The sequence below is a fragment of the Lysobacter enzymogenes genome, assembly GCF_900106525.1.
Classification (GTDB): Bacteria; Pseudomonadota; Gammaproteobacteria; order Xanthomonadales; family Xanthomonadaceae; genus Lysobacter; species Lysobacter enzymogenes.
Genome location: NZ_FNOG01000014.1, coordinates 22,997 through 48,075, shown reverse-complemented (window position 1 = coordinate 48,075; position 25,079 = coordinate 22,997). Strand labels below are relative to the sequence as shown.

Genomic DNA, 25,079 nt, shown 5'->3' with positions numbered 1-25,079 from the left:
TCGAGCCGCTGCGGAATCGGGCTGGGGCTGGAGTTCACAGCGCCGCCCGCTTGCGCGGGTCCTTACGCCGCCGCCCGCTCCGCCAACGCCAACGCATCCGCCCCCGCCGGGTAACGCAACCGCGCCGACGCATCGTTGGCTGCGCGCCACACCACATCGGCCACGTCTTTCTCGTGCGTCACCGCGGCCACCTCGCCCAGCCCAGCGAACACGCGCTGGGCGAACGGTGCGTAAACCTCGGGAATCAATCCCTGCATGCGCTGCTGCCCGTTGGCGGTGAAGCGCGTGTTCGGGCCGTAGCCGGGTTGGACGAGTTTGACCCGGATGTCGAAGGCCTCCAGTTCGTGCGCGAGCGAGGCGGTGAAGCCTTCGATCGCGGTCTTGCTGGCGGTGTAGGCGGCGACCAGCGGGAACGGGGCGAGCACGGCGCTGGAGGTGACGTTGATGAGGGTGCCGCCGCCGCGCGCGCGCAGGCGCGGGATCGCGGCCTGGCAGACGGCCATGGCGCCGAAGGTGTTGGTGTCGAAGATCTCGCGCACGGTGGTCATGGGCGTGGCTTCGAAGGCGCCGAACAGGCCCAGGCCGGCGTTGTTGACGAGCACGTCGATGGGGCCGGCGGCGTCCAGCGCGGCGGCGATGCTGTCGTCGCGGGTCACGTCCAGGGCGAGGATCCGCAGGCGGTCGTCGGCGGGCAGCAGTTCGGCGCGCGGGCTGCGCATGGTGGCGACGACGTTCCAGCCGTAGGCGAGGAAGTGGCGGGCGGTGGCCAGGCCATAGCCGGACGAGCAGCCGGTGATCAGGACGGTCTTCATTGCGGGCTCCGGGAGCGGGTGGGTGTGGCGCTACCTTAGGTCGCGCTCGCAGGATGTTCGATAAGATAAAGTCCATGTTTCTTTAGCCGGAGTCCGGTCGTGGCCGACCCGTTGTCCGAACTGGTGCAACTGCTGCGGCCGCGCGCGGTGTTCGCCAACCTGATCAGCGGGCGCGGCGCCTGGGCGGTGCGCTACGCCGAGTACGGCCAGCCCGGGTTCTGCATCGTGCTGGAGGGGCATTGCCGGCTGGCGGTGGACGGGCACGCGCCCATCGAGATCCGCGCCGGCGATTTCGTCCTGCTGCCGACCACGCCGGCCTTCACCCTGTCGAGCTTCGCGCCGGCGCCGCCGGTGTTCATCGATCCCAAACTGGTCCCGGGCGGCGGCGACGAGTTGCGCCACGGCGAACAGCACGGCCCGCCGGACATACGCTCGCTCGGCGGCGCGTTCGCGTTCGATCGCGCCGACACTTCGCTGCTGGTGTCGCTGTTGCCGCGCGTGGTGCACGTGCCCGGTTCGCAGCGGCTGATGCAGTTGGTGCAAATGGTCGGCGAGGAATACGCGCAGCAGCAGCCGGGCGCGCAGTTCATGCTCAGTCGGCTGGCCGAGATGTTGCTGATCGAAGCGATGCGCTCGGCCGCCGCCGGCGATGCGCCGCCGGGCCTGCTGCGCGGCCTGGGCGACGAGCGCCTGGCGCCGGCGTTGCGGCGGATGCACGCGCAGATCGAACGGCCGTGGAGCGTCGCGCAACTGGCGGATATCGCGGCTTTGTCGCGTTCGGCCTTCTTCGAGCGCTTCACCCGCGTGGTCGGCGCGGCGCCGATGGAGTACTTGCTGGCGTGGCGGATGGAGATCGCCAAGGACCTGCTGCGCCGCGGCGAGCTGAGCGTGGCGCAGATCGCCGAACGCGTCGGTTACGGCTCCGGCAGCGCTTTCAGCGTGGCGTTCGCGCGGCGGGTGGGGCGGGCGCCGAGTCGGTATGCAGCGGACGAGTGACCCACCCGCGCGCTGGCTTCAGTGCTGCCGGCTTCAATTCGCCGCCACCGCCACATTCACCGCCGCCGCCACCAGCACCGCGTTGAAGAAGTACGCGACGATGGAGTGCATCAGCGCGAACCGCCGCATCGCCCGTCCGGTGATCGAGACGTCCGCGGTCTGCGCGGTCATACCGATCACGAACGAGAAATAGATGAAGTCCATCGCGGTGGGTTCGGTCTCGCCGGGAAAGTCCAGGCCGCCGCGCGGGGCGCGGTTGGGGCCGGGGCGCCAGTAGAGGTGGGCGTAGTGGGTGGCGGCCATCATGTGGATGGTGGCCCAGCCCAGCGGAATCGACAGCAGCGCGAAGATCAGCCAGACCGGGGTGGGGCGCTCGTCGGCGTTGATGGTCATGAACAGCACCGCCAGCGCGCTACTGACCGTGGCGACCACGATCATGAACAACGCGTAGACCGGCACGTCGCTGCGCACGGCGACCTTGCGCAGGCGTTCGCCGCTCAGGCGCCACAAGGCGGGGATGTCGTAGGCCAGGTAGACGAAGAAGAAACTGTTGGCCGCGACGATGATCGCGCGCTGCCAGCCCAGCCAGCCCGCGAGCGTGAAGCCTAGCGCCAAGGCGGCGCCGATCATCAGGAACAGCACGCGGCGGAAATCGAACATGGACGGCTCTCGTCGGCACGCCGGTCGCGGCGCGGCGGCGCGGTCAGGATAGCGCCGCCGGTGGCGGGCTCGCCAGCAGCGGACTACGACCGCAGCGCGCCGCGCAGCGCCGATGCCTTACCCGCAACGGCGGCGCGGCTAACTCACACCGCGCCGGCGCTCAGCGCCAGACCGCCCACCACGGCTTGGGCTCCGCCGGCGGCTCATAGGCCGGCTCCGGGCGCAGCAGCGCCCAGCCGTTTTCCGAGTGCGACATGTACAAGCGCTGGGCGAAGGTGCGGCCGTCGGCATTGCGCACGTTCTGGGTCACCAGGAAGAACTTGCCGCCGAAGTGCTCGACCGCGGCGACGCTGGTGCTGATGCCGAGGAAGTCGGGCAGCGCGGTCTGCTCCCATTCGCGTTGCAGCGCGCGCGCGAAATCGGCCGACGGGGTCTGCGCCGGCGGCATCGGCGCGTTGCTGCGCGCGCGCGGGTGGTGCAGCAGCAGTTCGGCTTCGTCTTCGAAGTTGCGGCAGCGCCGCGCGAGTTCGCGGTCGTCGTTGCGGCAGGCGTCTTCCAGCACGTGCAGCGCTTTTTCGGGCGTGGACAGGTCGAGGTCGGTATGGGTCAACGTGATGTCCCTGTCGAATGGACGGTCGTTGGGCGACCGGTAGCGCGTGAGCGGCACGGCCGTGCCGTTGGGATGCATCTGCGTCGATCCTAGCCGATCCGCAGGCGGGATTCGGTTTCGGCCGGCATCGCCAGGCCGAAGTGAGACAGAGGCTTCGTTATCCGGCGATGAACGCGCGGCGCCTGGACTCGGCATGGCGCCACGGGGCACTCTGATGCTTGACGACGCGGCGCACCGCAAGCTGCGGGGGCGGCCGAATTCAGGCAGGAATCGTTCGAGCAGGAGCCCAGGGAGGTCGCATGGCGTTCGACTGGAGCGGGTTGTCCGCATCGCTGAACCTGGGCGTGACCGCATTCGGGTTCGTCGCGCATCTGTTGGTCGCCGCGCGCGCGCTGACCCGCGCCAACCGCACGCCGGCTTCGCGCGCGGCGTGGGTCGCGGTGATCATGCTGGCGCCGGTGGTGGGCATGGTCGCGTATCTGCTGCTCGGCGAAACCAGCATCGGCCGCGCCCGGGTCGAACGCATCGAGAACGCCTACAAGCGCATGCCCTCGCCCGACGACGAAGCCAATGCGCCGCGCGCGCTGGCCGACAACGCGGCCGCGCTGTTCGAACTGGCGCGTTCGATCAACGGATTCCACGCGGTTGGCGGCAACCGCATCGCCGTGCTCGGCGCGCCGGACAGCGCGGCCGATCAACCCAAGCGCGATTGCCGGGCCGCCATCGATCGCTTGGTGGCCGACATCGACGAAGCCGGCGAGAGCGTGCACATCGCCTTCTACATCTGGCTGGACGACCGCAACGGCGGCCGCGTCGCCGATGCGGTGGCGGCCGCGGCGCGGCGCGGAGTCGCGTGCCGGGTGATGGTCGATGCGTTCGGCTCGCGCGCCTTCATCGCCGGCGAGCGCTGGAAACAGCTCGGCGCGGCGGGCGTAAAACTGCTGCGCACGCTCGACGACATCCATCGCCTGCAGCACATGGCGTTCAGCCGCATGGACCTGCGCGATCACCGCAAGATCGTGGTGATCGACAACCGCATCGCCTATTGCGGCAGCCAGAACTGCGCCGACGCCGAATTCCGGGTCAAGCCCGCGTATGCGCCGTGGGTCGACTTGCTGCTGCGCTGCGAAGGGCCGGTGGTGCGGCAGGCGCAGTTCTTGTTCCTCAGCGGCTGGATTCCCGAGACCGGCGAAGACGGGCTGGAACAGTACCCGGACGCGGTCGTGCAGCAACGCTTCGAGCCGGGCTGCATCGCCCAGGCCTTCGAAACCGGCCCGATCGCGCGGCGCAACGCGATGGCCGATATGTTCGTCGCCTGCGTGTACGCCGCGCGCCGCGAGCTGATCGTGGTCACGCCTTACTTCGTGCCGGACGAATCGATCCTGCGCGCGATCTGCGCCGCGCCGCGCCGCGGCGTCAGCACCCGGATCGTGTTCCCGCACCGCAACGATTCGTGGCTGGTCGGGCAAGCCTGCCGCAGCGCCTACGCCGACCTGCTGCGCGCGGGCGTGGAGGTCTACGAATACCCGCTGGGATTGCTGCATACGAAGGCGATGACGCTGGACGCGGACATCGCCTTGATCGGTTCGGCCAACATGGACCGGCGCAGCCTGGATCTGAATTTCGAGAACAACCTGCTGATCGCCGATGCGCAGGTCGTTGCGACGATCCGGCAACGGCAGGAGACCTACCTCTCGGTATCGCACCGGGTCACGCTGGAAGAGGCGGAGGCCTGGCCGTTCGCCGCGCGCTTGGTGCAAAACGCCGTGGCGATGATGTCGCCGGTGCTTTAGGCGCCGCGATCGCCGTATTCGCGCAGTCGGAAATGTCGGCGCCAAGTGAAATGCGATGCGTGTCGCCGCGCGCGTTTCGCCGTCAGCCAGCTTGGTGCCGATACCCTGAGGCCTCACCGTGCAACGAGGAGGTCGCCATGTCCGCCGATGCCAAGACGCCGTTGGATCACGTCAACGCCACGCTGAGCCAGCTCAAGGAAATGCGCCATTACTCGAAGAACTACGTCGAGCAGCTGACCGCGCAGTGGCTGCTGTTCGACGGCGAACTGAAGAAGCTCGCGCAGGCGCAGCGGATCGAGGAGTTGATGACGCGGCAGGGCGAGCTGTACGACGCGCTGGACAAAGAGATCGCGGAACTGGAAGAGGTGGCGGTGTCGCTGCAGCCGGCGGCGGAAGATGCGCCGACGGCGCTGCATTGATCGATGAGGTTCGAAGTCCGACTGTAGGAGCTGCGCAAGCTGCGACCGCGACATCGCGCCTGCGACGTAATCGTGGTTTCGCGGTCGCAGCTTGCGCAGCTCCTACAGGGGGCTTTCGGATACGACGACGGCCGGGGGCGGTGAGCTCCCGGCCGTTCGGTTTTGCGTGCAGGTGCGGTTTTACGGCTGGGCGGCGCGCTCGCGCTCGATCGCCCGCCAGCCGATGTCGTGGCGGTGGAACTCGCCCTGCCAGGAAATCCCTGCGACCACTTCGTAGGCGCGGCGCTGCGCGTCGGCCACGCTGTCGCCGAGCGCGCAGGCGCACAGCACGCGGCCGCCGGCGGTCACGGCCTGGCCGTCGACGAGCTGGGTGCCGGCGTGGAAGACGTGGGTGTCGGCCGGCAGCGGCACGTCCCATTCGCTGATCGGATCGCCGCTGCGCGGGGTCTCGGGGTAGTTCTGCGCGGCCATCACCACGCCCAGCGAAGGGCGCGGATCCCACTCGGCCTGGATCGCAGCCAGGCGCTGGTCGAGCGCGGCGTCGACCAGGTCGAGCAGGTCCGAGCGCAGGCGCAGCATCACCGGCTGGGTTTCCGGATCGCCGAAGCGGACGTTGAACTCGATGACCTTGGGCGCGCCGGTCGAGTCGATCATCAGGCCGGCGTAGAGGAAGCCGGTGAACGGCACGCCGTCGGCGATCATGCCGCGCACGGTCGGCATCACCACCTCGCGCATCACCCGGTCGTGGATCTGCGGGGTGACCACCGGCGCCGGCGAATAGGCGCCCATGCCGCCGGTGTTGGGGCCGGTGTCGCCGTCGCCGACGCGCTTGTGGTCCTGCGAGGTCGCCATCGGCAGCGCGTGGGCGCCGTCGACCATCGAGATGAAGCTGGCTTCTTCGCCGTCGAGGAATTCCTCGATCACCACGCGCGCGCCGGCGGCACCGAAGGCGTTGCCGGAGAGCATGTCGCGGATCGCGTCCTCGGCTTCGGTCAAGGTCATCGCCACGATCACGCCCTTGCCGGCCGCCAGGCCGTCGGCCTTGACCACGATGGGCGCGCCTTTCTCGCGCACGTAGGCCAGCGCGGCGTCGACGTCGGTATGCACCGCGTAATGCGCGGTCGGAATGCCGTGGCGGGCGAGGAAATCCTTGGCGAAGGCCTTGCTGCCTTCGAGCTGGGCGGCCGCGGCGGTGGGGCCGAAGATGCGGCGGCCGGCGGCGCGGAAGCGGTCGACCACGCCGGCCACCAGCGGCGCCTCGGGGCCGACCACGGTGACCGCGACGGCTTCGTCGGCGGCGAGCTTGAGCAGGCCGTCGAGGTCGGTGGCGGCCACCGCGACGTTGCGGCATTTGCCTTCGCGCGCGGTGCCGGCGTTGCCGGGAGCGACCAGAACCTCGTCGACGCGCGGGGATTGGGCGAGCTTCCAGGCCAGCGCGTGTTCGCGCCCGCCGGACCCGATGACGAGGACCTTCATGCGTACTCCAGGGAATGGGGGAAATGACGGATGGGGTGGGGCTTATGCCGCTTGGATTTTACGGCAGGGGGCGGGGTGGGGCGACCGGGCTGTTACCATCGCCCCGTTTCGAACGCTCGACCCGGCCCACGGAGGGGACCGCGCCGGCCCCCGCGGCCGCGGCGGATCCGGGGCGGCAACGGGTCCGGCCCGGGTTTGCAGCGATTTCGCGCGCTCGCGTCCGCTCCGGACGGGCGCCGCGGCGCGCCCGCCGGCGGACGCCCGCGCCGCCGCGACAGGGCGCCGCCGATACCTCCTTTTCGCCTCAACCCGGAACCGACCGCATGGACTGGCTGCTGCACCTGATCGAACGCGCCATCTCTCCGATCATCGGCGCGATCAACAACGTGCTGTGGAACTACGTGCTGATCTACGGCCTGCTCGCGGTCGGCATCTTCTTCACCGTGAGCCTGCGGGTGGTGCAGGTGCGCCGCTTCACCCACATGCTGAAGGTGATCGGCCGCGGCACCGACGGCGACAACGCCGGCATTTCGCCGTTCCAGGCGCTGTGCACCTCGCTGGCCGCGCGCGTGGGCACCGGCAACCTCGCCGGCGTCGCCATCGCGATGAGCCTGGGCGGCCCCGGCGCGCTGTTCTGGATGTGGTGCACGGCCGCGGTCGGCATGGCCACCGCGTACGCGGAAAGCTCGCTGGCGCAGCTGTACAAGGTGCGCGACGAGAACGGCCAGTACCGCGGCGGCCCGGCCTACTACATCGCCCGCGGCCTGCGCGCGCCGAAGATGGGCTGGGCGTTCGCGGCCTGCTTGCTGTTCTCTTACGGCGTGGTGTTCAACGGCGTGCACGCCAACGCCATCGCCCAGTCGGTCGGCGAGACCTTCAAGTTCTCGCAGACCACGGTCGCGGTGGTGCTGGTGGTGCTGACCGGCACGATCATCTTCGGCGGGCTGCGCTCGATCGCCAAGGTCGCCGAGTGGGTGGTGCCGTTCATGTCGGTCGGCTACATCGGCCTGGCGGTGTGGGCGCTGGTCGCGCATTACGACCAGATCCCGGCGGCGGTGATGCTGATCCTGCGCGGCGCATTCGGCCTGGACCAGGCCGCGGGCGGCATCGCCGGCGGCATGGCCGCGGCCATGCTCAACGGCGTCAAGCGCGGCCTGTACGCCAACGAGGCCGGCATGGGCAGCGCGCCGAACATCGCCGCGGCGGCGACGCCGGTGCCGCATCACCCGTCCAGCCAGGGCTTCGTGCAGTCGCTGGGCGTGTTCTTCGACACTATGTTCATCTGCACCGCGACCGGTCTGATCGTGCTGCTGTCGGGCGTGCTCGGCCAGGGCGGCGACGGCGTGGTCATCACCCAGCGCGCGATGACGGTGTTCTTCGGCGAGTGGGGCGCTTGGTTCGCGTCCATCGCGCTGTTCTTCTTCGCCTTCACCACGATCCTGGGCAACTACTCGTACGCCGAGAGCGGCCTGTTGTACATCGGCGGCGGGCGCAAGTCGCTGTTCGTGCTGCGCATCGTCGCGCTGTGCGTGATCGTGTGGGGCGTGTTCTCGAAGGTGCAGCTGGTGTGGGACGCGGCCGACGCGGCGATGGCGGTGATGGCGACGTTGAACCTGATCGCGGTGCTGCTGCTGTGGAAGGTGGTGGTGAAGCTGACCCGCGACTACGACCGCCAGCTCGACGAAGGCAAGTCGCCGGAGTTCCACATCTCGCAGTATCCCGAGCTGGGCTACGGCGTGGATCACGAAATCTGGCGCGAGCGCCACAAGCCCGGTGCGTAAGCCGGGAAACTACCTGTAGGAGCGGCGCGAGCCGCGACCGCGACACCGCAACGACGCCGAAACTTGCGCCGCAGCTGCGATGTCGCGGTCGCGGCTCGCGCCGCTCCTACAGGAAGCGGACCGACATCCCTCTGCCGTCATTCCGGCGAAAGCCGGAACCCATTTTGATTTTTGCGCAGTGACCCAGGTAGCGGACCACGACAGCAACGACCACAGCAAAATGGGTTCCGGCTTTCGCCGGAATGACGGTAAGCGCAGGGCTGCAGGCGCGAGGTGCCGGTGTTCAGTGGATCGTGCCGGACGGCAGCTTGCCGTCTTCGCGCATGCGCTCCACCGCCAGCGTCGCCAGGCTGTCCCACAACGGCGGCGGCAGGCGGTTGCGGCGCAGGTGCCAGAGCAGGGCGATGGACTGCGAGCGGCCTTCGCGCCAGGTCAGCACCGCGCGCCACGACGGCTGCAGGGTGCGCGGGTCGAGCAATTCGACCTTGTAGCGGTGGGCAGTGACGACCGCGCCGTCGTTGTCGAGTCCGTCCAGCGACACCCGCAGCACCGGCGCGCCGGCTTCGCGCAGCGATTGCGCGATCTGCGCCTGATGGGCGATGGCCGCGTCCTTGTCTTCCAGGCGCGAGGCTTGGCCGAAACGTTCTTCGTCGCTGCGCGCGGGTACCGACCGAGTGCGGTAGCCCAGTTGCTCGAACTGCATCGCCAGCGCGCGCGCCAGTTGCGCGGTGTAATCGCCGCGCAGGCCGGTGCCCAGGTCGAGCGAGACGTCGGGCTGGACCAGCAGCACGCTGACTGCGTCGCCGTTGATGCGGTAATCGCCCAGGGTTTCGCTGTCGGCCGATTGCCGCCGCGAATACTGCCAGCCGGCCCACAGCACCAGCACCGCGGCCAGCAGCGCCAGCACGATCAGTTTGCGGGTCAGCGAGCGCAGCAGCTCGCGGCCGAGCTGGCGCTGGCCCGGCGGCGGATAGGGTTTGAATTCCAGCGGCATGGCGCGAGTGCGGCGCGGGCGTGGCGCCCGCGCCGCTGGCGGCTCAGTGGCGGAAGTGGCGCACGCCGGTGAACACCATCGCCAGGCCGTGTTCGTCGGCCGCGGCGATGACTTCGTTGTCGCGCATCGAACCGCCCGGCTGGATCACCGCCTTGACGCCGGCGGCCGCGGCCGCGTCGATGCCGTCGCGGAACGGGAAGAACGCATCGGAGGCCATCACCGAACCCGGCACGACCAACCCGGCCTCTTCGGCCTTGAGCGCGGCGATCTTGGCGCTGACCACGCGGCTCATCTGCCCGGCGCCGATGCCGATGCTGCGATGGTCGCGGGCGTAGACGATGGCGTTGGACTTGACGAACTTGGCCACGCGCCAGGCGAACAGCAGGTCGGCCAGTTGCGCTTCGGTCGGCGCCAGCTTGCTCACGACCTTCAATTCGTCGCGGCTGACTTCGCGCAGGTCCGCGCTCTGCACCAGGAGCCCTGAGCCGATGCGCTTGAAATCCAGGGCGTTGCGGCCGTCGCCGCCGGGGATGCGCAGCACCCGCACGTTGGCCTTCTTCTTGGCGTATTCGACCGCGGCGTCCTCGTAGTCCGGCGCGATCAGCACCTCGACGAACTGGCGGTCGAGGATGGCCTTGGCGGTGGCCGCATCCAGCGTGCGGTTGAAGGCGATGATGCCGCCGAAGGCCGAGGTCGGGTCGGTGGCGTAGGCCAGCTCGTACGCGTCGCCGCAGGCCACGCCTTCGGCCACGCCGCAGGGGTTGGCGTGCTTGACGATCACGCAGGCCGGGCGCTCGAACTGGCGCACGCATTCCCAGGCCGCGTCGGCGTCGGCGAGGTTGTTGTAGCTCAGCTCCTTGCCCTGCAGCTGGACGAAGCTGGCCAGCGCGCCCGGCAGCGGCTGCGCGTCGCGGTAGAACGCGCCGCTCTGGTGCGGGTTCTCGCCGTAGCGCAGGTCCATGACCTTGACGTAGCTGGCGTTGTGCTGGGCCGGGAATTCGAGCTTGCCGCCGTCTGCGCCGATGGCCGACAGGTGATTGCTGATCGCCGCGTCGTACTGGGCGACGCGGTTGAACGCGGCCACCGACAAAGAGAAGCGGGTCTTGGCCGAGAGCGCGCCGTCGTGGCCGTCGAGTTCGGCGATGAGCTCGCCGTACTGGCCCGGGTCGGTGGCGACCGCGACGCGGGCGAAGTTCTTCGCCGCCGAGCGCAGCATGGCCGGGCCGCCGATGTCGATGTTCTCGATCACGTCCTCGAACGAGCTGGCCGGGTCGGCCGAGACTTTCTCGAACGGATACAGGTTCAGCACCAGCAAGTCGATCGCGCCGATGCCGTGCTGCGCCATCACCGCCTCGTCGAGCCCGGCGCGGCCGAGCAGGCCGCCGTGCACCAGCGGGTGCAGGGTCTTGACCCGGCCGTCCATCATTTCCGGGAAGCCGGTGACCTCGGCCACGTCGCGCACGGCCAGGCCGGCGTCGCGGATGGCTTTGGCGGTGCCGCCGGTGGACAGCAGTTCGACGCCGTGCGCGGCCAGGGCGCGGGCGAGTTCGATCAGGCCGGTCTTGTCGGACACGGACAACAAGGCACGACGGATGCGTACCGGCTGAGACGCCGGGACCGGTCGGCCGGTCGGAAGCTCGGAGGTCATTGCGGGGAGGAGGGCAGCGGAAGGGCGCCGGAATTATAGCCGCGCGCGGCGCCCGGGCCGCCCGTTCAGGGCGGTACGGACGCGAACGGGCGCCCATTTGCGGCCGCCTTTGGCACAACGCAGGCGCGCAGGTGCCGCCGCGCGTCCCGGCCGGGCCACTGTGGCGATACCCGGGCGAAACCCGCGCCGCCGCGGCCGCGCCGGCGCGCATCCGCGCGCGCAGCGGCTAAGCTGTCGGCGGCGCCCCATCGCCGGGCGTGCCGAGTAAGGACGAAGACGGGTAACGATGGCCTCGATCTATGCTTTGAAAGGACGCTTCCAGGATCTGTTGCGGCCGCTGGTGCGGCGGTTGTACGCCGCCGGCGTCAGCGCCAACCAGGTCACCGTCGCCGCTGCGCTGGTGTCGCTGGCGGCGGCCGCGCTGGTGTACTGGGGCGCGCCGCAGCGGCCGTGGCTGTTCGCGCTGCTGCCGTTGTGGATGTTCGCGCGCATGGCCCTGAACGCCATCGACGGCATGCTGGCGCGCGAGTTCGGCCAGCAATCGCGGCTGGGCGCCTACCTCAACGAATTGTGCGATGTGGTCTCCGACAGCGCGCTGTACCTGTCGCTGCTGGCGGTGGCCGGGCTGCACGCGGCGCCGCTGCTGGCGTTCGTGCTGCTGGCGGCGCTGACCGAATACGCCGGCGTGCTCGGGCTCATGGTCGGCGCGCCGCGGCGCTACGACGGGCCGATGGGCAAGAGCGACCGCGCCTTCGTGATCGGCGCGCTGGGGCTGGCGCTGGCGTTGGGATGGATTTCGGCGTGGCCGGTCGAGCTGGTGCTGGTGCTGGCTTCGATGCTGTGCGCATGGACGGTGGTCCGCCGCGTGCGCGCCGGTTTGCGGCATGATGCCGCGCCCGGCGCCGCTCGGGATGCGGGCAAGGATGCGGCGAAGGTTCGACAAGGAGAGCGGGAATGAACGAGGAAGTCGTGGTCAAGTCCGGCGGCGCGCGCGCGGCCGAAGAGCGCTGGTTCGCCAGCTTCGACGGCGCCGAGCTGTTCTACCGGCATTGGCCGGCCAGCCAGGCCAGCGTCGGCGCGCGCAAGGCGGTGGTGCTGCTGCATCGCGGCCACGAGCATTCGGGCCGGGTCGAGCATCTGGTGCCGGAGCTGGGCCTGGAAGACTGCGATTTCTTCGCCTGGGACGCGCGCGGCAACGGCCGCTCGCCCGGCGAGCGCGGCGACGCGCCCGGGTTCGAAGCGCTGGTGCGCGATCTCGACCGCTTCATCGCGCACATCCGCGACAAGCACGGCGTGGAGGTCGAAAACATCGCGCTCATCGCGCAAAGCGTCGGCGCCGTGGTCGCGGCGACCTGGGTCCACGATTACGCCCCGCGCCTGCGCGCGCTGGTGCTGGCCTCGCCGGCGTTCAAGGTCAAGCTGTACGTGCCGCTGGCGCGGCCGGGCCTGGCGCTGATGCAGAAGCTGCGCGGCAATTTCTTCGTCAACAGCTACGTCAAGCCGCAATGGCTGACCCACGACGAAGAGCGCGTGCGCAGCTATCGCACCGACCCGCTGATCGCGCGGCCGATTTCGGTGCGGGTGCTGCTGGGCTTGTACGAGGCGGCCGACCGCATCGTCGCCGATGCGCAGGCGATTACGGTGCCGACGCAGCTGTTGGTCTCCGGCGCCGATTTCGTCGTCCACCGCGGCCCGCAGGACCGGTTCTACGAGCGCCTGGGCAGCGCGATCAAGGAACGCCACCTGCTGGCGGATTTCTTCCACGACACCCTCGGCGAGAAGGGCCGCGTCGCCGCGGTCAACCGCATCCGCGCGTTCGTGCAGGCGCGTTTCGCCGAACCGCTGAGCCGCGCCGACCTCAGCCAGGCGCACAAGCGCGGGCCGAGCTTCGAGGAGTCGGAAAAGCTGGCGTGGCCGCCGCAGCGCTGGTCGCTGGCGGATCTGCACTGGCGCTTCGTGCGCGCAGGTTTGCGCTTCGGCGGCACGATGTCCGAAGGCATCCGCCTGGGCCTGGACACCGGCTTCGATTCGGGCAGCAGCCTGGATTACGTGTATCGCAACGAGGCCCGCGGCGGCGGCCCGCTCGGGCGCATGGTCGACCGCAATTATCTCGAAGCCATCGGCTGGCGCGGCATCCGCGTGCGCCGCCTGCATCTGCACGAGCTGCTGCGCGAGGCGATGCGCCGGCTGCGCGAGGCCGGGTTGCCGGTGCACGCGGTCGACATCGCCGCCGGCCACGGCCGCTACGCGCTGGAAGCGCTGGCCGGCGAGGGCGCGCACGCCGACAGCGTGCGTTTGCGCGACTACAGCCCGCTCAACGTCGACAAGGGCCGCGCCCTGATCGAAGAACTGCAGGCCGGCGCGATCGCCCGCTTCGACCAGGGCGATGCGTTCGACCGCAACGCGCTGGCGGCGCTGGACCCGAAGCCGACCCTGGCGGTGGTCTCGGGCCTGTACGAACTGTTCCCCGACAACGATCAGGTGCGGCGCTCGCTCGACGGCTTGGCCGCGGCGGTGCCGCCGGGCGGGTTCCTGGTCTACACCGGCCAGCCCTGGCATCCGCAGCTGGAATTCATCGCCCGCGCGCTGACCAGCCACCGCGGCGGCGCGGCCTGGGTGATGCGCCGGCGCAGCCAGCAGGAGATGGACGAGCTGGTGCGCGCGGCCGGCTTCGTCAAGGTCGACCAGCGCATCGACCGCTGGGGCATCTTCACCGTGTCGATGGCGCAGCGGGTCGCGCAATGACCGCCGCCGGCAGGGCGCGGCGCCCGTGGGGGCGCGCGGCGCTGTGGCTGTTGCTGCTGGGGCCGCTGTTCTTCGCCAGCTACGGCTACGCCAACTCGGTCGCGGCCGCGCGCGCGGACGTGCCGAGCCTGGCCTTCGCCTGGGAGCGGGCGATTCCGTTCTGGGCCTGGACCATCGTGCCGTACTGGTCGATCGACCTGTTCTACGGCATCTCGCTGTTCGTCTGCCGCGACCGCCGCGAGCTCGACACCCAGGCGCTGCGCCTGTTGACCGCGCAGGTGGTCGCGGTGAGCTGCTTCCTGCTGTGGCCGCTGCGCTACAGCTTCGTGCGGCCGGACAGCGACGGCGTGTTCGGCTGGTTGTTCGACGTGCTGCTGGGCTTCGACAAACCCTACAACCAGGCGCCGTCGCTGCACATCGTGCTGCTGATCGTACTGTGGGTGCGCTTCGCCCATCACTTGAGCGGGGCGTGGCGCTGGCTGCTGCACGGCTGGTTCGCGCTGATCGGGGTGTCGGTGCTGACGACGTTCCAGCATCACTTCATCGATGTTCCGACCGGCTTGCTGGCCGGTTGGCTGTGCGTGTGGCTGTGGCCCGAGCGCATCCGCGCGCCGTGGCGCGATGCGGCGTTGGCGCGCGATTCCAAGCGCTGGACGCTGGCGGCGCTGTACCTGGGCGGCGCGGCGTTGTGCGCGTGGGCGGCCGCGGCGCTGAGTGCGGGCGCGCTCGGTGGCTGGGCGCTGTGGCTGTGGTGGCCGGCGTCGTCGCTGGCGCTGGTCGCGCTGAACTACGCGCTGCTCGGGCCGGCCGGCTTCCAGAAGCGCGACGACGGCCGCCTGAGCGTGGCCGCATGCTGGCTGTTCGCGCCGTACCTGCTCGCAGCCTGGATCAATTCGCGGCTGTGGACGCGGCGCGCGCCGCAGCCGGTGGCGATCGCCGACGGGGTCTGGCTCGGCCGCATTCCCGGCCGCGGCGAGCGCGAGCGCTTCGCCGCGGTGGTGGACGTCAGCGCCGAGTTGTCGCTGGCCGATGCGCGCGCGGACGATGCGGTGCGGCCGATGCTCGATCTGGTCGCGCCGACGCCGCAGCAGCTCAGCGAGGCGGCCGAGGCGATCGCGCAGCGGCAGGGGCGCGGCGAGCTGTTGGTGTGCTGCGCCCTGGGCTATTCGCGCAGCGCCGCGGCGGTGGCCGCATGGCTGCTGCGCAGCGGCCGCGCGGCGAGCGTGGACGAGGCGGTGGCGATGCTGCGCCGTGCGCGTCCGGCCGTGGTGTTGCGCGCGCCGCACCTGCGCGCGCTGCAGGCGTTGAGCGCGGCGCCCGCGCCGGCGGCGCACGGGCTCGGAACGCAGCGCGCATGAGCGCGCCCGGCCTGCCGCCCGTCGCCGGGTTCGGCGCGTTCGAATTGCGCGCGATGGCGGCCTTGCTGGCGCAGGGCCGGACCTTGTGCGCGGCCTCGCTGGTGCTGACGGCGCTGGCCTGGCTGGGCCTGTTCGAGGCGGCTGGCCTGAGCGGCTGGCGCCCGGCGCTGTGGTTCGCGGCGGCGGCCGGGTTGCTGCAGCTTTACTACGCCGTGCGTGTGGATTTCGATGCGCGCCTGCTGCAGGCGCTGGCCGCGCACGCGCAGGCCGATGCGGACGGCGGCGCCGCCCGGCTCGACGCCGCGCTGGCCACGCTCGGCCTGCGCAAGCCGGCTGCGGCGACCCGCGGCTGGCCCGAGCGTTGGCGCGGCGCGCGCGGTCTGTTGCGCAAACAGGCCGGTTTGGTGATCCTGCAGAGCGCGGCGTTGCTGGCCGCGCTGGGGAGCGCGTAGTTTCCGCGCGCTGTGCAGCACGCCCGAAGGACCAGGCCATGAACGAAACGGACCAAGCGCAGCACGACGTCGAATGGACTGCGCAGCGGCGCGCGCTGTGGCAGCGCCTGCGCGAGTACCGCTTCGGCGGCGACGAGGCCGAGGCCTTCCTCGACCGCGTCGCGCATGCGCTGGGCTGCGACCGCGCCGGCGCCGAGGCGGCGCTGGAGGAATACCGGCGTTTCTGCTTCCTCGCCGTCGCCGCCGACCATCCGGTCACCCCGAGCGTGCGCATCGACAAGGTCTGGCACGCCCACCTCACCGACACCCGCGACTACTGGGGGCGCTTCTGCCCGCAAGTGCTGCGCCGCGAACTGCACCACACGCCCTCGCTGGGCGGGCAGGCCGAAGACGCGCGCCACCAGGCGCAGTACCGGCAGACCCTCGCCAGCTACCAGGGCTTTTTCGACGAGCCGCCGCCGCTGCTGTGGCCGCCGCCGCTGCCGCCGCCGGCGCCGAAAGCGCCGGCCGCGCGCGCTGGCGCGGGCCAGCGCCTGCTGTCGCCCTGGCAATCGGAGCCGCGCGGCGGTTACTTGGCGGTGTCGCTGGCCAGCGGCGCGCTGGCGCTGATCTACCTGACCTGCGTGCGCGCGCAAGGCACGCCGAATCCGCTGGATTTCTACGGCGGCGGCTTCCTGATCCTGTACCTGGCGGCGCTGCCGTGGGCGTATCTGGTCGGCACTGCGATCAAGCGCGCGCTGCGTGGGCCGAACCAGCGCAACTCCGCCCAGGTCGAGGACTCGGTCGAACTGGCCTACCTCGCCGGCGGGGCGGAACGCGCCGCCGACGCGGCCCTGGTCGAGCTGATGCATCGCGACGTGCTCGGGCTGGACTACAGCGGCGCGCCGCTGCAGGCGGCCGGACGTCTCGACCGGGTCTGGCTGCGCATCGACGCCGCGCGCCTGCAGGCGCAGGCGGCGCAGATGCCGCGGCCGGTACGCGACGCGGCTGCGGTGGCCGAGCGCGAGCAGAGCCTGTCGCGCACGCTGGCGGCGCTGGTGCGGGTGTACGAGCCGATCGGCGCGCAGCTGCGGCGCAAGGGCTGGTGGCTCAGCCACGCTGCCGACGTGCGCCTGCGCTGGCTCGGCAGCGCGCCGCTGCTGGCGCTGGCGGGGCTGGGAACGGCCAAAATCTTCGTCGGCCTCGCGCGCGAGCGGCCGGTCGGCTTTCTGGTCGTGCTGGTCGCGCTCACCGCGCTGATCGCGCTGGCGCGGTTGCTGCGCCAGCAGCGGCGCACCCGCGCCGGCGAATGGGCGCTGTACGACGCCAGCGGGCGGGCGACGCCGGGCGAGCCGGCGGTGTATGTCGCGCTGTCGGGCACGGTCGGTCTGTACGGCAGCGGTTTCGCCGACTATCACATCCTGCGCACGCCGCCGGGTTCCAGCGGCGGCGACAGCGGTTCCGGCAGCAGCGGCAGCTGCAGCGGTGGCGGCGGAGGTGGTTGCGGCGGTGGCGGCGGTGGTGGCTGCGGCGGTTGCGGCGGCGGTTGAACGGAGTGCCACGATGAGCGATCCCCAAGTTTCTCCCCGCCGCGCCGCGCGCTATGAGCGCCGGCTCGCACTGGCCGCATGGCTGCGCGCGCGCGGTGCCACGCCGAACGGTTTGTCGCTGTTCGCGGTCGGCCTGTCGGCGCTGGCTGGCGCGGCGTTCTTCTTCGCCCTGCGCGATCCGCCGCATTACGGCGTGGCGTTGTTGCTGTTCGCGGCGCTGTGCCTGGCCGGACGCATCGTCTGCAATCGCCTCGACGGCCTGATGGCGCGCCGCGGCGGCATGGTCGGCAAGGCCGGCGAGGTCTACAGCGACGCGCCCGACCGGCTCGCCGACGCGCTGGTGTTTCTCGGCGTCGGCTACGGCCTGGCGGCGTGGGTGCCGTGGGCCTCGGACCTGGGCTGGGCCGCCTCGCTGCTGGCGGTGGGCACGGCCTATGTGCGCGTGCTCGGCCTGGCCTGCGGCCTGCGCGAGCACGGCGAGGGGCCGATGCCCAAGCGCACGCGCATGCTGGCGATGGCCTGGGCGGCGCTGCTGGCGGCCGCAGGCCTGGCGCTGGCGCCCGTGTCGGTGGTGGCGTGGTTGTTGCTGGCGACGCTGGCGCTGGTCGCCGCCGGCGCGGCGCTGACCATCGCCTTGCGCTTGCGCGCGATCGTGCGCGAACTGGAGTCCCGATGATTTCGAATCTGCTCGCTGCCGGCTTCAGCTCGGCGATCCGCCTGCTGACCGGTGCGCGCGCGTTGTGGCGCTGCTCGCCTTCGTCCGAGCACCGCGTCTACTACGGCAACCACGTCAGCCACGGCGATTTCGTCATGATCTGGTCGGCGCTGCCGCCGTCGCTGCGCCGGCAGGTGCGGCCGGTGGCCGGCGCCGACTACTGGCAGCGCGACGCGCTGCGCCGCTATCTGATCCGCGAGGTGTTCAACGGCGTGCTGATCGAGCGCGAGCCGCTGTCGCGCAAGTACGACCCGATCGAAGTGCTGTGCGAGGCGGTGGACGACGGCAGTTCGCTGATCCTGTTCCCCGAGGGCACGCGCAACCAGAGCGAGGAGCCGCTGCTGCCGTTCAAGAGCGGCTTGTACCACCTGGCGCGGCGACGGCCGGAGCTGGAATTCGTGCCGGTGTGGATCGACAACCTCGCCCGGGTCATGCCCAAGGGCAAGATCCTGCCGTTGCCGCTGCTGTGCACGGCGACCTTCGGCGACACCCTGCGTCTGGGCGCGGACGAGGACAAGGACGCGTTCCTGGCGCGCGCGCAGCGCGCGCTGCTGGCGCTGTCGGAACATGCGGGAAGCGACAACGGCGGAGGCCGGGCCTGATGGATCGATGGATCGAGTTCGTGCGCGCGCAGTCGCATCCGGTGCTGCTGTTCGCCGGCGTCGCCGCGGTGCTGCTGCTGGCGACGCTGATTTCCGAGTGGCTGCGCTGGCGCACGCGCGAGCGGCCCAGCGCGGTGATCGCCAACCTGGTCGCGCGCATCCGCGCCTGGTGGGTGATGGTGCTGCTGGTCGGCGTGGCCTTCGCCCTCGGCCGGGTCGGCATGATCGTGCTGTTCGCCCTGGTCTCGCTGTTCGCGCTGCGCGAGTTCATCACCCTCGCCCCGACCCGGCGCAGCGACTACTACGCGCTGCTGGCCGCGTTCTACCTGGCGCTGCCGCTGCAGTACTGGCTGGTCTACACCGACTGGTACGGGCTGTACACGTTGCTGATCCCGGTCTACGCCTTCCTGCTGCTGCCGATCCTGTCCGCCGTCGGCGAGGACACCACGCGCTATCTGGAGCGCACGGCCAAGGTGCAGTGGGGCCTGATGATCTGCGTGTTCTGCATCTCGCACGTGCCGGCGCTGATCAACCTCAAGATTCCCGGCTACGAGGGCCGCAACCTGTTGCTGGTGGCGTTCCTGGTGATCGTGGTGCAGTCCTCGGACGTGCTGCAGTACATCTGGGGCAAGTTGTGCGGCAAGCGCCTGATCGCGCCGCGGCTGTCGCCGTCGAAGACGGTCGAAGGTTTCGTCGGCGGCGTCGCCTCGGCCACCGCGCTGGGTGCGGCGCTGTGGTGGATCACGCCGTTCACGCCGTGGCAGGCGGCGGGGCTGGCGCTGGTGATCAACCTGATGGGCTTCTACGGCGGGTTGGTGATGTCGGCGATCAAGCGCGATCGCGGGATCAAGGACTGGGGCCACATGATCGAAGGCCACGGCGGCGTGCTCGACCGGTTGGATTCGGTGTGCTTCGCGGCGCCGGTGTTTTTCCACCTGATTCGGTACTGGTGGGTTTGAAGGCCGGAGGGGCCGCAAACCCGGTTGAAGCGTGGAATTACGCAAGTCACGAAGAACCCAAGACCGTCATTACAGCGAAAGCCGGAACCCACATCGATCTTGCCGTGGTCCTTGCTGTTGCCCCTGCTCCTGGCTCCCCCCGCCGCCCCGAACTCGCCACAGGCAAATAGAGACCCGAAGGGCGGCGCGCAGGACGCGCGCCGTGCGCCACCCAGGCCAGGGATGGCCTGTGTGGCGCATCCCTGCGCAAGCACCGCCCCCTAGTGGCTTTTGACTCGAAACAGGGAAAAGCACTTTCTTTGGTTACTTTCTTTGTTGCTTTGGACAAAGAAAGTGACCCGGCCGCTTGCGGACGGAAGCTGTTGATCTTGCGCTTGTCGCCAGGTGTAACCAACGAACTTAGGCGGAGTTTGTCGTAGGTGGGTTGGCGCGGTCGCGACTTGCGTCGCTCCTACAGGGGCTTCGGCCAGTTTCGTATCCGACTGTAGGAGCGGCGCGAGCCGCGACCACGCCAACGCAACTACGACGAAACCTGCGCAATAACCGCGCTTTCGCGGTCGCGACTTGCGTCGCTCCTACAGGGTCTCCGGCGAGTTTCGTATCTCCCTGTAGGAGCGACGCAAGTCGCGACCGCGCCAATGAGCTTGCGACGAACCTCACCTACGCTTGTGGGCTGCGCCTGACGACAAGCGGACATCAAGAGCTTCCGTCCGCAAGCGGCCGGGTCACTTTCTTTGTCTTGCCAAAGAAAGTAACCAAAGAAAGGCGCTTTTCCTGTTTTCGAATCAAGAGCCACTAGGGTTCGGCGCTTGCGCGGGGATGCGCCACACAGGCCATCCCTGGCCTGGGTGGCGCACGGCGCGCGTCCTGCGCGCCGCCCTTCGGGTCTCTATTTGCCTGTGGCGGGTTCGGGGCGGCGGGGGGAGCGAGGAGCAACGGCAATAGCAACAGCGACAGCAACAGCAACAGCAACAACGAGTGAATTCCGGCTTTCGCCGGAACTACGAGTCGGTCGTTGCGACGGCGGCGACGCCGCATCGCTGCGGTCGATTGCGGGCTACACGCGGCGAGGGCAGGGCCGCCTCAGCTCCAGTCGAAACTCAGCAGCGCCAGCCGCTCGACGGGTTCGTAGAACAACAGGATCAAGTCGGCGCCGCTGGTGCGGTAGTTCCAGCCCGGCACCGAGGCCACGTGGTGGAAGCGCCGGCCGGCGGGGCTCAGCGGCCACACCCGTTCTTCGCCGTCGACCTGGCCGTATTCCAGCGGGAATTCGACCGTCTCTTCCCAGTTGCCGCCGGCTTCCAGGTCGCCGCCGACGTATTCGACCAGTTCGATCGCGTCTTCGTTGCCGTAGCTCGGCCGGCCCTTGCGGTCCAGGCGCACGAGCTTGCCGTGGGCGCGGTAGTAATCGCGCGAGGCGGCGTAGGCGGCCTCTTGTTCGGCGTAGTGCGCTTCCAGCTCGCGGCGCGATACCTGCAGCGCGGCCGGCGTATGTTCCGCGCCGGTTTCGAGCAGGAAATAGCGCGCGTCGCCGAGCAGGCGATAGCGGCCGTCGGCCTCGACCTGGAAGCCGATCCAGTTCGGCCGCAGCAGTTCGCCGTCCTCGACTTGGCTGTACTGGCCGACCAGGCCGTCGCAGGGTTCCAGCGGGCTCAGCAGGTGCAGCCAGCCCGACCACTGCGGGTCGGCCGCGGCCAGGTCGATGGAGACCAAGGGGTGCAGGTGCCGGGCCAGGTGTTGCTGGTCGACGGCGAAGACGTCGGCGGCGTCGGGAAACGGGCGCAGCCAGCCGCCGGCCTGGGTGAGGTCGCGTTCGGCGTCCATGTCGGTTCTCGTGAAGTCCTGAAAGCGGGCGTCGGCGTCGCGCGCGTGGCGCGGGCGCGGCTTATTCCAGCCCGTACTCGCGCAGTTTTTTGCGCAATGTGGCGCGATGGATGCCCAGCATCGCCGCGGCGCGGCTCTGGTTGCCGTCGCAGTGCTGCAGCACTTCGGCGAACAGCGGGATTTCGAGCTCGCGCAGGGCGATCTCGTAGAGGTTTTCGGTGCCGCTTCCGTTCAGGTCGCCGAGGTAACGACGGATCGAAGTCGCGACGTGGTCGCGCAGCGGGACGCGGGGTCCGGAGCGTGCGCCATCGTTGCGGTCGTTGAGTGCGTTCAAGTGCTTCCCCGTAGCAGGCATTCGACCGTCGGAACGTGCAGGGACGCGCTAGGCGTGGCACCGACGGGACGGCGAGTCTAGCGCGCCGGAGTCGCTAGAGACAACGCGACGACCGGCCGTTCAACGGAAGTCGAAGGTGAACGCGACCACGCGCGGGGCCGGTTCGATCACGTCGAACTGCACCGCGGCGCTTTGCCCTGGGGCGATGAGGTCGCCGGGGCGGTGGCCGCGGCGGTACTCCTGTGGAGCGAACGCGCGCTGGCCGACCCGGCGGCCATCCACGTCCTCCAGGCTCAGCACCAGCACCGGCCAGGGTTGTGCCCAGCGCGCATCGTTGCGGAAGCCGGCGGACACGCGCAAGGCCCCCGCGCGTTCCGCTAACGGCAGCACATTGCGATTGAGCATCGTCAGCGCGGCCGGTTCGTGCCAGGCCGGAACCGAGCAGCCCAGTGCGCCGCACAGGCCGCTCACCAGCGGGCGCCAGCGCGCGTCGGCGGCGAGTTCGGCGCGTTGCGCCAGCAGCAGTTGCAGCGCCAGCGTCAGGGTCAGCGCGGCGATCGCGAGCGCGCCGCTCCAGTGCAGGCGCGGCTTGGGCGCCTGCGCGCGCGCCTGCTGGCGGGCGAAGCTCGGCGCGCGCCGCGCCGAGGTTACGGTGGTTTCGGATTTGCGTTGGCGGCGGCCGCGCGCGGGCGGGGCGGCGGTCGCGGCAGCGCCGGTGAGCGGAGGCAGCGCGGCGGGCTCGGGTTCGGTGCGGGCGGTGTCGGTGTCGATGGCAGCGGCCGATGTGGCTTGCGCTGCGTGCTTGTCCATGTCCGCTGCTGCGGTGTCGTGCGCTTCGGCGGCCGACGCGGCAGCTTCGTCGTGTTCCGATGCGGAGGGCTGCGGCTTCGCTGCGGCCGATGGCGCGGCGTCGTCGGCCGGCGCTGCGCGCGCGGCCGGGTCGCGAACCGAAGCGGCATGCCCGGCCTGTGTCGCCGCTTCGGCAGTACCGGCGCGACGCAGGCTGCGGCTGATTTCGTCGCCCACCGGCACGCTCGCCGGCGGTGCCGGCGTCGCGGCCGCTGCGTTGACAGCAATGCCGTCGTCGACCGGCGCGTCGTCGATGAGCGAAGCCGCCGGCGCCTCGGCCACCGCGTCGCGCGCCGTGCCGGCCTCTTCGGCCGCCGCGGCCTGCGCGGCCATCGCCGCCGGCGCCTCGCTCTGCAGCGAGCCGCCGCAGCGCGGACAGGCGCGCGCCGGACCGTCCTTGGCGACGATCAGCGCGACCAGGTAACCGCAGTGAGGGCAGGCGACGAACATGCGCGCTTATTCAACCATGCCGCGCGCTCAGCGACGACGCACGCCTGTGACGCGAATCCAGTCTTCGAGGCGTTCGACCTGCAACGCGTCGAAACCCTCGGCATAGCGCGCGACCACTTCGTCCTCCTGCCCGGCGAGGATGCCCGACAGGGCGATGCGCCCGCCCGGCGCGACCCGCGCGGCCAGGGTGTCGGCCAGCGCGATCAGCGCCGAAGCGAGGATGTTGGCGACCACCACCGGATACGCCGCCACCGGTTCGTCCTGCGGCAGGTACACCTGCATGCGCGCGGCCTCGCCGTTGCGTTCGGCATTGTCGGCGGTGGCGATCAGCGCTTGCGGATCGTTGTCGACGCCGATCGCGTCGGCGGCACCGAGCTTGAGCGCGGCCAGCGCGAGGATGCCCGAGCCGCAGCCGAAATCGAGCACGCGCCGCCCGGCCAGTTCGCCGGCGTCGGCGAGCGCGTCGAGCCAGGCCAGGCACAGCGATGTGGTCGGGTGGGTGCCCGAGCCGAAGGCCAGGCCCGGGTCCAGGCGCACCACCGCGGCGTCGGCGCGGTCGGCGTCGGCCGGCAGGTCCTGGTTCCACGGCACGATCCAGGTGCGGCGGCCGAACTGCAGCGGCGCGTACTGGTCCATCCACGCGCGTTCCCAGTCCTGGTCGTCGACGTTGGCGAAGCCGACCCGGCTCCAGTCCAGGTCCGGGTCGAAGGATTCCAACGCGGCCAGGATCACCAGCGCGTCGGCGTCGTGCGGGAACAGCGCGCTGAGCACGATCGACTGCCACAGCGGGGTCTCGCCGACGCCGGGTTCGAGGATCGCGCGCTCGTTGCTGCTGTCGGCATCGGCGTCGAGCATGGTCACGGCGAGCGCGCCGACGTCGTCCAGCGCGGCCTCGAAGCGCGGCTGTTCGGCCTCGCTGCAGCGCAGGGTGAGTTCCAGGAAAGGCATGGGCGGGCGCGGATGAGCGAAAACGGCGGCCATTATTGACCCGTTTCGCCGCGATCAGATAGCGTGCGGCGCTTTGCGGACCCAAGGACGCGCAGTCGCGATGCACATGGACGCCTACCCACGCCAGCCGTTTTCCCCCGTTCCCGCCGCCCGCGCGCTCGCCTTGGGCATCGCCCTGAGCCTGGCCGCGGCCTGTGCGCGCGATCCGGCGCCCGCCGCGGCGCCGGCCGCGCCCGTCGCGCCGGCCAAGGCGCCGGCCGTCGCGGGACCGGCGCCCGACGCCACCGCCCCGGGCTCGCTGCCCACCGACATCGCCGGTCTGCGCCTGGAGCGGCTGAGCGCGTTGCCGGCGCTGCCGAAACAAGACAATGCCGAGGTCGCCGGCGACTGCTCGGTCGAGCCCAAGTCCGCCGAGGCCCGCGCCGCCGTGATCCGCGGCTGGAAGGTGTTCGCCGAGCGCGAGTGGCAGGGCTACCGGGTGGTCGGCGTCGCCGGCGCGCCGGGCGTGCTGGCCGGGATGGGCTGCACCGCCGGCGGCGGGCGGCTGCTGTTCTTCCGCGACGGCCAGGCGGTGGCGCAAGTGTTCGAGCCCGGCGCGCGCGCCGAGGAAGGCGACAGCGGCGTGCAGGGCTTCGACGACGGCGAGGACGCCAAGCTGCGCGGCGGCGACGCGGCGCTGGGCGTGTTCGACTGGGCGGTGCAGCGCGCGCGGGTGCGGGCCGAGGACGGCGCGCTGCGCCTGGTCGCGCTGCCGGAAACCGACCGCTACTGCGGCGGCCGCGCCGCGGTGCCGCGGGTGGAAGGCGTGGCCCTGCCGCAGGCGCGCGAGCGCCTGCTCGCGCACGGCTGGCGCGCCGCGCCGCCGCAGCGCGAGGAGCCCGGCTTCGTCGGCGGTCTGGTCGAGGCCGGCTTTCCCGAAGTCGAGGACTGCGCCGGCACCGGCCAGGGCTTTTGCAGCTTCGCCTACCGCAACGACGCCGGCGACCGCCTGACCCTGATCAGCGCCGGCGAACTGTCGCGCCCGGAAAAACCCGGCGACGAGGAATACTGGCCGCACGCGCGCCACGCCGGGGTCGCCTGCGCCGGAGCGGCCGCTCCCGCCGCCGGCGACTAGCGGCGGCGGGG

At 70.7% G+C, this 25,079-nt stretch carries 23 protein-coding genes; 13 read left to right on the top strand and 10 right to left on the bottom strand.

Translation table 11 applies throughout. The annotated features are described in order from the left end of the window. Window positions 1-62: 62 nt before the first annotated feature. Complete coding sequence (locus BLU84_RS24335; RefSeq protein WP_074873404.1) at window positions 63-812, bottom strand: SDR family oxidoreductase; 750 nt, start codon at window positions 810-812, stop codon at window positions 63-65. 99 nt (window positions 813-911) lie between these two features. Between BLU84_RS24335 and BLU84_RS24330 the strand changes: the two genes are divergently transcribed. Then, window positions 912-1,808, top strand: a complete 897-nt coding sequence (locus BLU84_RS24330) for an AraC family transcriptional regulator (RefSeq protein ID WP_074873401.1) — start codon at window positions 912-914, stop codon at window positions 1,806-1,808. Between the two features lie 33 nt (window positions 1,809-1,841). Here the strand turns inward: BLU84_RS24330 and BLU84_RS24325 are convergent, their stop codons facing one another. Both BLU84_RS24325 and BLU84_RS24320 read right to left on the bottom strand, forming a co-directional pair. Next, window positions 1,842-2,468, bottom strand: a complete 627-nt coding sequence (locus tag BLU84_RS24325) for a DUF1345 domain-containing protein (RefSeq protein WP_074873396.1) — start codon at window positions 2,466-2,468, stop codon at window positions 1,842-1,844. A 160-nt stretch (window positions 2,469-2,628) separates the two neighbouring features. Continuing rightward, complete coding sequence (locus BLU84_RS24320) at window positions 2,629-3,078, bottom strand: hypothetical protein (RefSeq protein WP_139175230.1); 450 nt, start codon at window positions 3,076-3,078, stop codon at window positions 2,629-2,631. A gap of 299 nt (window positions 3,079-3,377) precedes the next feature. Between BLU84_RS24320 and cls the strand changes: the two genes are divergently transcribed. Then, entirely contained in the window at window positions 3,378-4,871 is a 1,494-nt protein-coding gene (gene cls, locus BLU84_RS24315; RefSeq protein WP_083383082.1) for a cardiolipin synthase, read from the top strand. Between the two features lie 137 nt (window positions 4,872-5,008). Continuing rightward, window positions 5,009-5,290: a hypothetical protein gene (locus tag BLU84_RS24310; RefSeq protein WP_074873389.1), complete on the top strand. Its 282-nt coding sequence runs from the start codon at window positions 5,009-5,011 to the stop codon at window positions 5,288-5,290. Between the two features lie 180 nt (window positions 5,291-5,470). Here the strand turns inward: BLU84_RS24310 and purD are convergent, their stop codons facing one another. Continuing rightward, window positions 5,471-6,766, bottom strand: a complete 1,296-nt coding sequence (gene purD, locus BLU84_RS24305) for a phosphoribosylamine--glycine ligase (RefSeq protein ID WP_074873386.1) — start codon at window positions 6,764-6,766, stop codon at window positions 5,471-5,473. Window positions 6,767-7,089: 323 nt separating this feature from the next. On the opposite strand from purD, the gene BLU84_RS24300 reads away from it, so the two are divergent. Next, a complete protein-coding gene (locus tag BLU84_RS24300) occupies window positions 7,090-8,547 on the top strand; it encodes an alanine/glycine:cation symporter family protein (protein ID WP_211664601.1) in 1,458 nt (485 codons plus the stop codon). A 283-nt stretch (window positions 8,548-8,830) separates the two neighbouring features. Here the strand turns inward: BLU84_RS24300 and BLU84_RS24295 are convergent, their stop codons facing one another. Both BLU84_RS24295 and purH read right to left on the bottom strand, forming a co-directional pair. Continuing rightward, the gene (locus tag BLU84_RS24295; RefSeq protein ID WP_074873383.1) at window positions 8,831-9,541 is read right to left on the bottom strand and encodes a hypothetical protein; all 711 of its coding nucleotides are present in this window, start codon (window positions 9,539-9,541) and stop codon (window positions 8,831-8,833) included. A gap of 43 nt (window positions 9,542-9,584) precedes the next feature. Next, window positions 9,585-11,189 carry a bifunctional phosphoribosylaminoimidazolecarboxamide formyltransferase/IMP cyclohydrolase gene (gene purH, locus BLU84_RS24290; protein WP_074873380.1) on the bottom strand — a complete coding sequence of 535 codons (1,605 nt, stop codon included), beginning with the start codon at window positions 11,187-11,189 and terminating at the stop codon, window positions 9,585-9,587. Between the two features lie 286 nt (window positions 11,190-11,475). Here purH and BLU84_RS24285 point away from each other — a divergent pair, with 286 nt between their 5' ends. From BLU84_RS24285 to BLU84_RS24250, 8 genes are read left to right on the top strand one after another with little or no spacing between them, the layout of a single operon-like run. Then, window positions 11,476-12,147, top strand: coding sequence for a CDP-alcohol phosphatidyltransferase family protein (locus BLU84_RS24285; RefSeq protein WP_074873377.1), 672 nt, complete (start codon window positions 11,476-11,478; stop codon window positions 12,145-12,147). Next, window positions 12,144-13,934: a bifunctional alpha/beta hydrolase/class I SAM-dependent methyltransferase gene (locus tag BLU84_RS24280; protein ID WP_074873374.1), complete on the top strand. Its 1,791-nt coding sequence runs from the start codon at window positions 12,144-12,146 to the stop codon at window positions 13,932-13,934. Before BLU84_RS24285 ends, BLU84_RS24280 begins: the two co-directional genes overlap by 4 nt. After that, a complete protein-coding gene (locus tag BLU84_RS24275) occupies window positions 13,931-15,292 on the top strand; it encodes a phosphatase PAP2/dual specificity phosphatase family protein (protein ID WP_074873370.1) in 1,362 nt (453 codons plus the stop codon). The genes BLU84_RS24280 and BLU84_RS24275 overlap by 4 nt, the downstream gene beginning before the upstream one ends. Then, window positions 15,289-15,744 carry a hypothetical protein gene (locus tag BLU84_RS24270; protein ID WP_233431222.1) on the top strand — a complete coding sequence of 152 codons (456 nt, stop codon included), beginning with the start codon at window positions 15,289-15,291 and terminating at the stop codon, window positions 15,742-15,744. The genes BLU84_RS24275 and BLU84_RS24270 overlap by 4 nt, the downstream gene beginning before the upstream one ends. A 38-nt stretch (window positions 15,745-15,782) precedes the next feature. Continuing rightward, window positions 15,783-17,273: a TIGR04222 domain-containing membrane protein gene (locus BLU84_RS24265; RefSeq protein WP_074873367.1), complete on the top strand. Its 1,491-nt coding sequence runs from the start codon at window positions 15,783-15,785 to the stop codon at window positions 17,271-17,273. A gap of 13 nt (window positions 17,274-17,286) precedes the next feature. Then, window positions 17,287-17,949 (top strand): CDP-alcohol phosphatidyltransferase family protein, encoded by a 663-nt coding sequence (locus BLU84_RS24260; RefSeq protein WP_074873365.1) that lies wholly within the window; start codon window positions 17,287-17,289, stop codon window positions 17,947-17,949. Next, entirely contained in the window at window positions 17,946-18,590 is a 645-nt protein-coding gene (locus BLU84_RS24255) for a lysophospholipid acyltransferase family protein (protein WP_074873362.1), read from the top strand. The genes BLU84_RS24260 and BLU84_RS24255 overlap by 4 nt, the downstream gene beginning before the upstream one ends. After that, window positions 18,590-19,549: a phosphatidate cytidylyltransferase gene (locus tag BLU84_RS24250; RefSeq protein ID WP_074873358.1), complete on the top strand. Its 960-nt coding sequence runs from the start codon at window positions 18,590-18,592 to the stop codon at window positions 19,547-19,549. Before BLU84_RS24255 ends, BLU84_RS24250 begins: the two co-directional genes overlap by 1 nt. 1,083 nt (window positions 19,550-20,632) lie before the next feature. Here BLU84_RS24250 and BLU84_RS24245 read toward each other — a convergent pair. The 4 genes from BLU84_RS24245 to prmA all read right to left on the bottom strand — a co-directional run bounded on the left by BLU84_RS24245 (window position 20,633) and on the right by prmA (window position 23,954). Further along, a complete protein-coding gene (locus BLU84_RS24245) occupies window positions 20,633-21,373 on the bottom strand; it encodes a hypothetical protein (RefSeq protein ID WP_074873354.1) in 741 nt (246 codons plus the stop codon). Window positions 21,374-21,434: 61 nt separating this feature from the next. Beyond that, entirely contained in the window at window positions 21,435-21,707 is a 273-nt protein-coding gene (gene fis, locus BLU84_RS24240; protein ID WP_057946280.1) for a DNA-binding transcriptional regulator Fis, read from the bottom strand. Window positions 21,708-21,827: 120 nt separating this feature from the next. Continuing rightward, window positions 21,828-23,006 carry a DUF3426 domain-containing protein gene (locus BLU84_RS24235; protein WP_074873349.1) on the bottom strand — a complete coding sequence of 393 codons (1,179 nt, stop codon included), beginning with the start codon at window positions 23,004-23,006 and terminating at the stop codon, window positions 21,828-21,830. Window positions 23,007-23,033: 27 nt separating this feature from the next. Then, complete coding sequence (gene prmA, locus BLU84_RS24230) at window positions 23,034-23,954, bottom strand: 50S ribosomal protein L11 methyltransferase (RefSeq protein ID WP_074873346.1); 921 nt, start codon at window positions 23,952-23,954, stop codon at window positions 23,034-23,036. Window positions 23,955-24,060: 106 nt separating this feature from the next. Here prmA and BLU84_RS24225 point away from each other — a divergent pair, with 106 nt between their 5' ends. Further along, window positions 24,061-25,068 carry a hypothetical protein gene (locus tag BLU84_RS24225; RefSeq protein WP_139175229.1) on the top strand — a complete coding sequence of 336 codons (1,008 nt, stop codon included), beginning with the start codon at window positions 24,061-24,063 and terminating at the stop codon, window positions 25,066-25,068. The last annotated feature ends 11 nt before the right edge of the window (window positions 25,069-25,079 follow it).

Bases quoted from the DNA above. Each gene is read 5' to 3' on its own strand.
- cls (WP_083383082.1), top strand. From the start codon at position 3,378: ATGGCGTTCGACTGGAGCGGGTTGTCCGCATCGCTGAACCTGGGCGTG.
- BLU84_RS24235 (WP_074873349.1), bottom strand. From the start codon at position 23,006: ATGTTCGTCGCCTGCCCTCACTGCGGTTACCTGGTCGCGCTGATCGTC.
- BLU84_RS24250 (WP_074873358.1), top strand. From the start codon at position 18,590: ATGGATCGATGGATCGAGTTCGTGCGCGCGCAGTCGCATCCGGTGCTG.
- BLU84_RS24325 (WP_074873396.1), bottom strand. From the start codon at position 2,468: ATGTTCGATTTCCGCCGCGTGCTGTTCCTGATGATCGGCGCCGCCTTG.
- BLU84_RS24280 (WP_074873374.1), top strand. From the start codon at position 12,144: ATGAACGAGGAAGTCGTGGTCAAGTCCGGCGGCGCGCGCGCGGCCGAA.
- BLU84_RS24300 (WP_211664601.1), top strand. From the start codon at position 7,090: ATGGACTGGCTGCTGCACCTGATCGAACGCGCCATCTCTCCGATCATC.
- purD (WP_074873386.1), bottom strand. From the start codon at position 6,766: ATGAAGGTCCTCGTCATCGGGTCCGGCGGGCGCGAACACGCGCTGGCC.
- BLU84_RS24275 (WP_074873370.1), top strand. From the start codon at position 13,931: ATGACCGCCGCCGGCAGGGCGCGGCGCCCGTGGGGGCGCGCGGCGCTG.
- BLU84_RS24295 (WP_074873383.1), bottom strand. From the start codon at position 9,541: ATGCCGCTGGAATTCAAACCCTATCCGCCGCCGGGCCAGCGCCAGCTC.
- purH (WP_074873380.1), bottom strand. From the start codon at position 11,189: ATGACCTCCGAGCTTCCGACCGGCCGACCGGTCCCGGCGTCTCAGCCG.
- BLU84_RS24285 (WP_074873377.1), top strand. From the start codon at position 11,476: ATGGCCTCGATCTATGCTTTGAAAGGACGCTTCCAGGATCTGTTGCGG.
- BLU84_RS24270 (WP_233431222.1), top strand. From the start codon at position 15,289: ATGAGCGCGCCCGGCCTGCCGCCCGTCGCCGGGTTCGGCGCGTTCGAA.
- BLU84_RS24335 (WP_074873404.1), bottom strand. From the start codon at position 812: ATGAAGACCGTCCTGATCACCGGCTGCTCGTCCGGCTATGGCCTGGCC.
- BLU84_RS24245 (WP_074873354.1), bottom strand. From the start codon at position 21,373: ATGGACGCCGAACGCGACCTCACCCAGGCCGGCGGCTGGCTGCGCCCG.
- BLU84_RS24255 (WP_074873362.1), top strand. From the start codon at position 17,946: ATGATTTCGAATCTGCTCGCTGCCGGCTTCAGCTCGGCGATCCGCCTG.
- BLU84_RS24265 (WP_074873367.1), top strand. From the start codon at position 15,783: ATGAACGAAACGGACCAAGCGCAGCACGACGTCGAATGGACTGCGCAG.
- prmA (WP_074873346.1), bottom strand. From the start codon at position 23,954: ATGCCTTTCCTGGAACTCACCCTGCGCTGCAGCGAGGCCGAACAGCCG.
- BLU84_RS24310 (WP_074873389.1), top strand. From the start codon at position 5,009: ATGTCCGCCGATGCCAAGACGCCGTTGGATCACGTCAACGCCACGCTG.
- BLU84_RS24225 (WP_139175229.1), top strand. From the start codon at position 24,061: ATGGACGCCTACCCACGCCAGCCGTTTTCCCCCGTTCCCGCCGCCCGC.
- BLU84_RS24260 (WP_074873365.1), top strand. From the start codon at position 17,287: ATGAGCGATCCCCAAGTTTCTCCCCGCCGCGCCGCGCGCTATGAGCGC.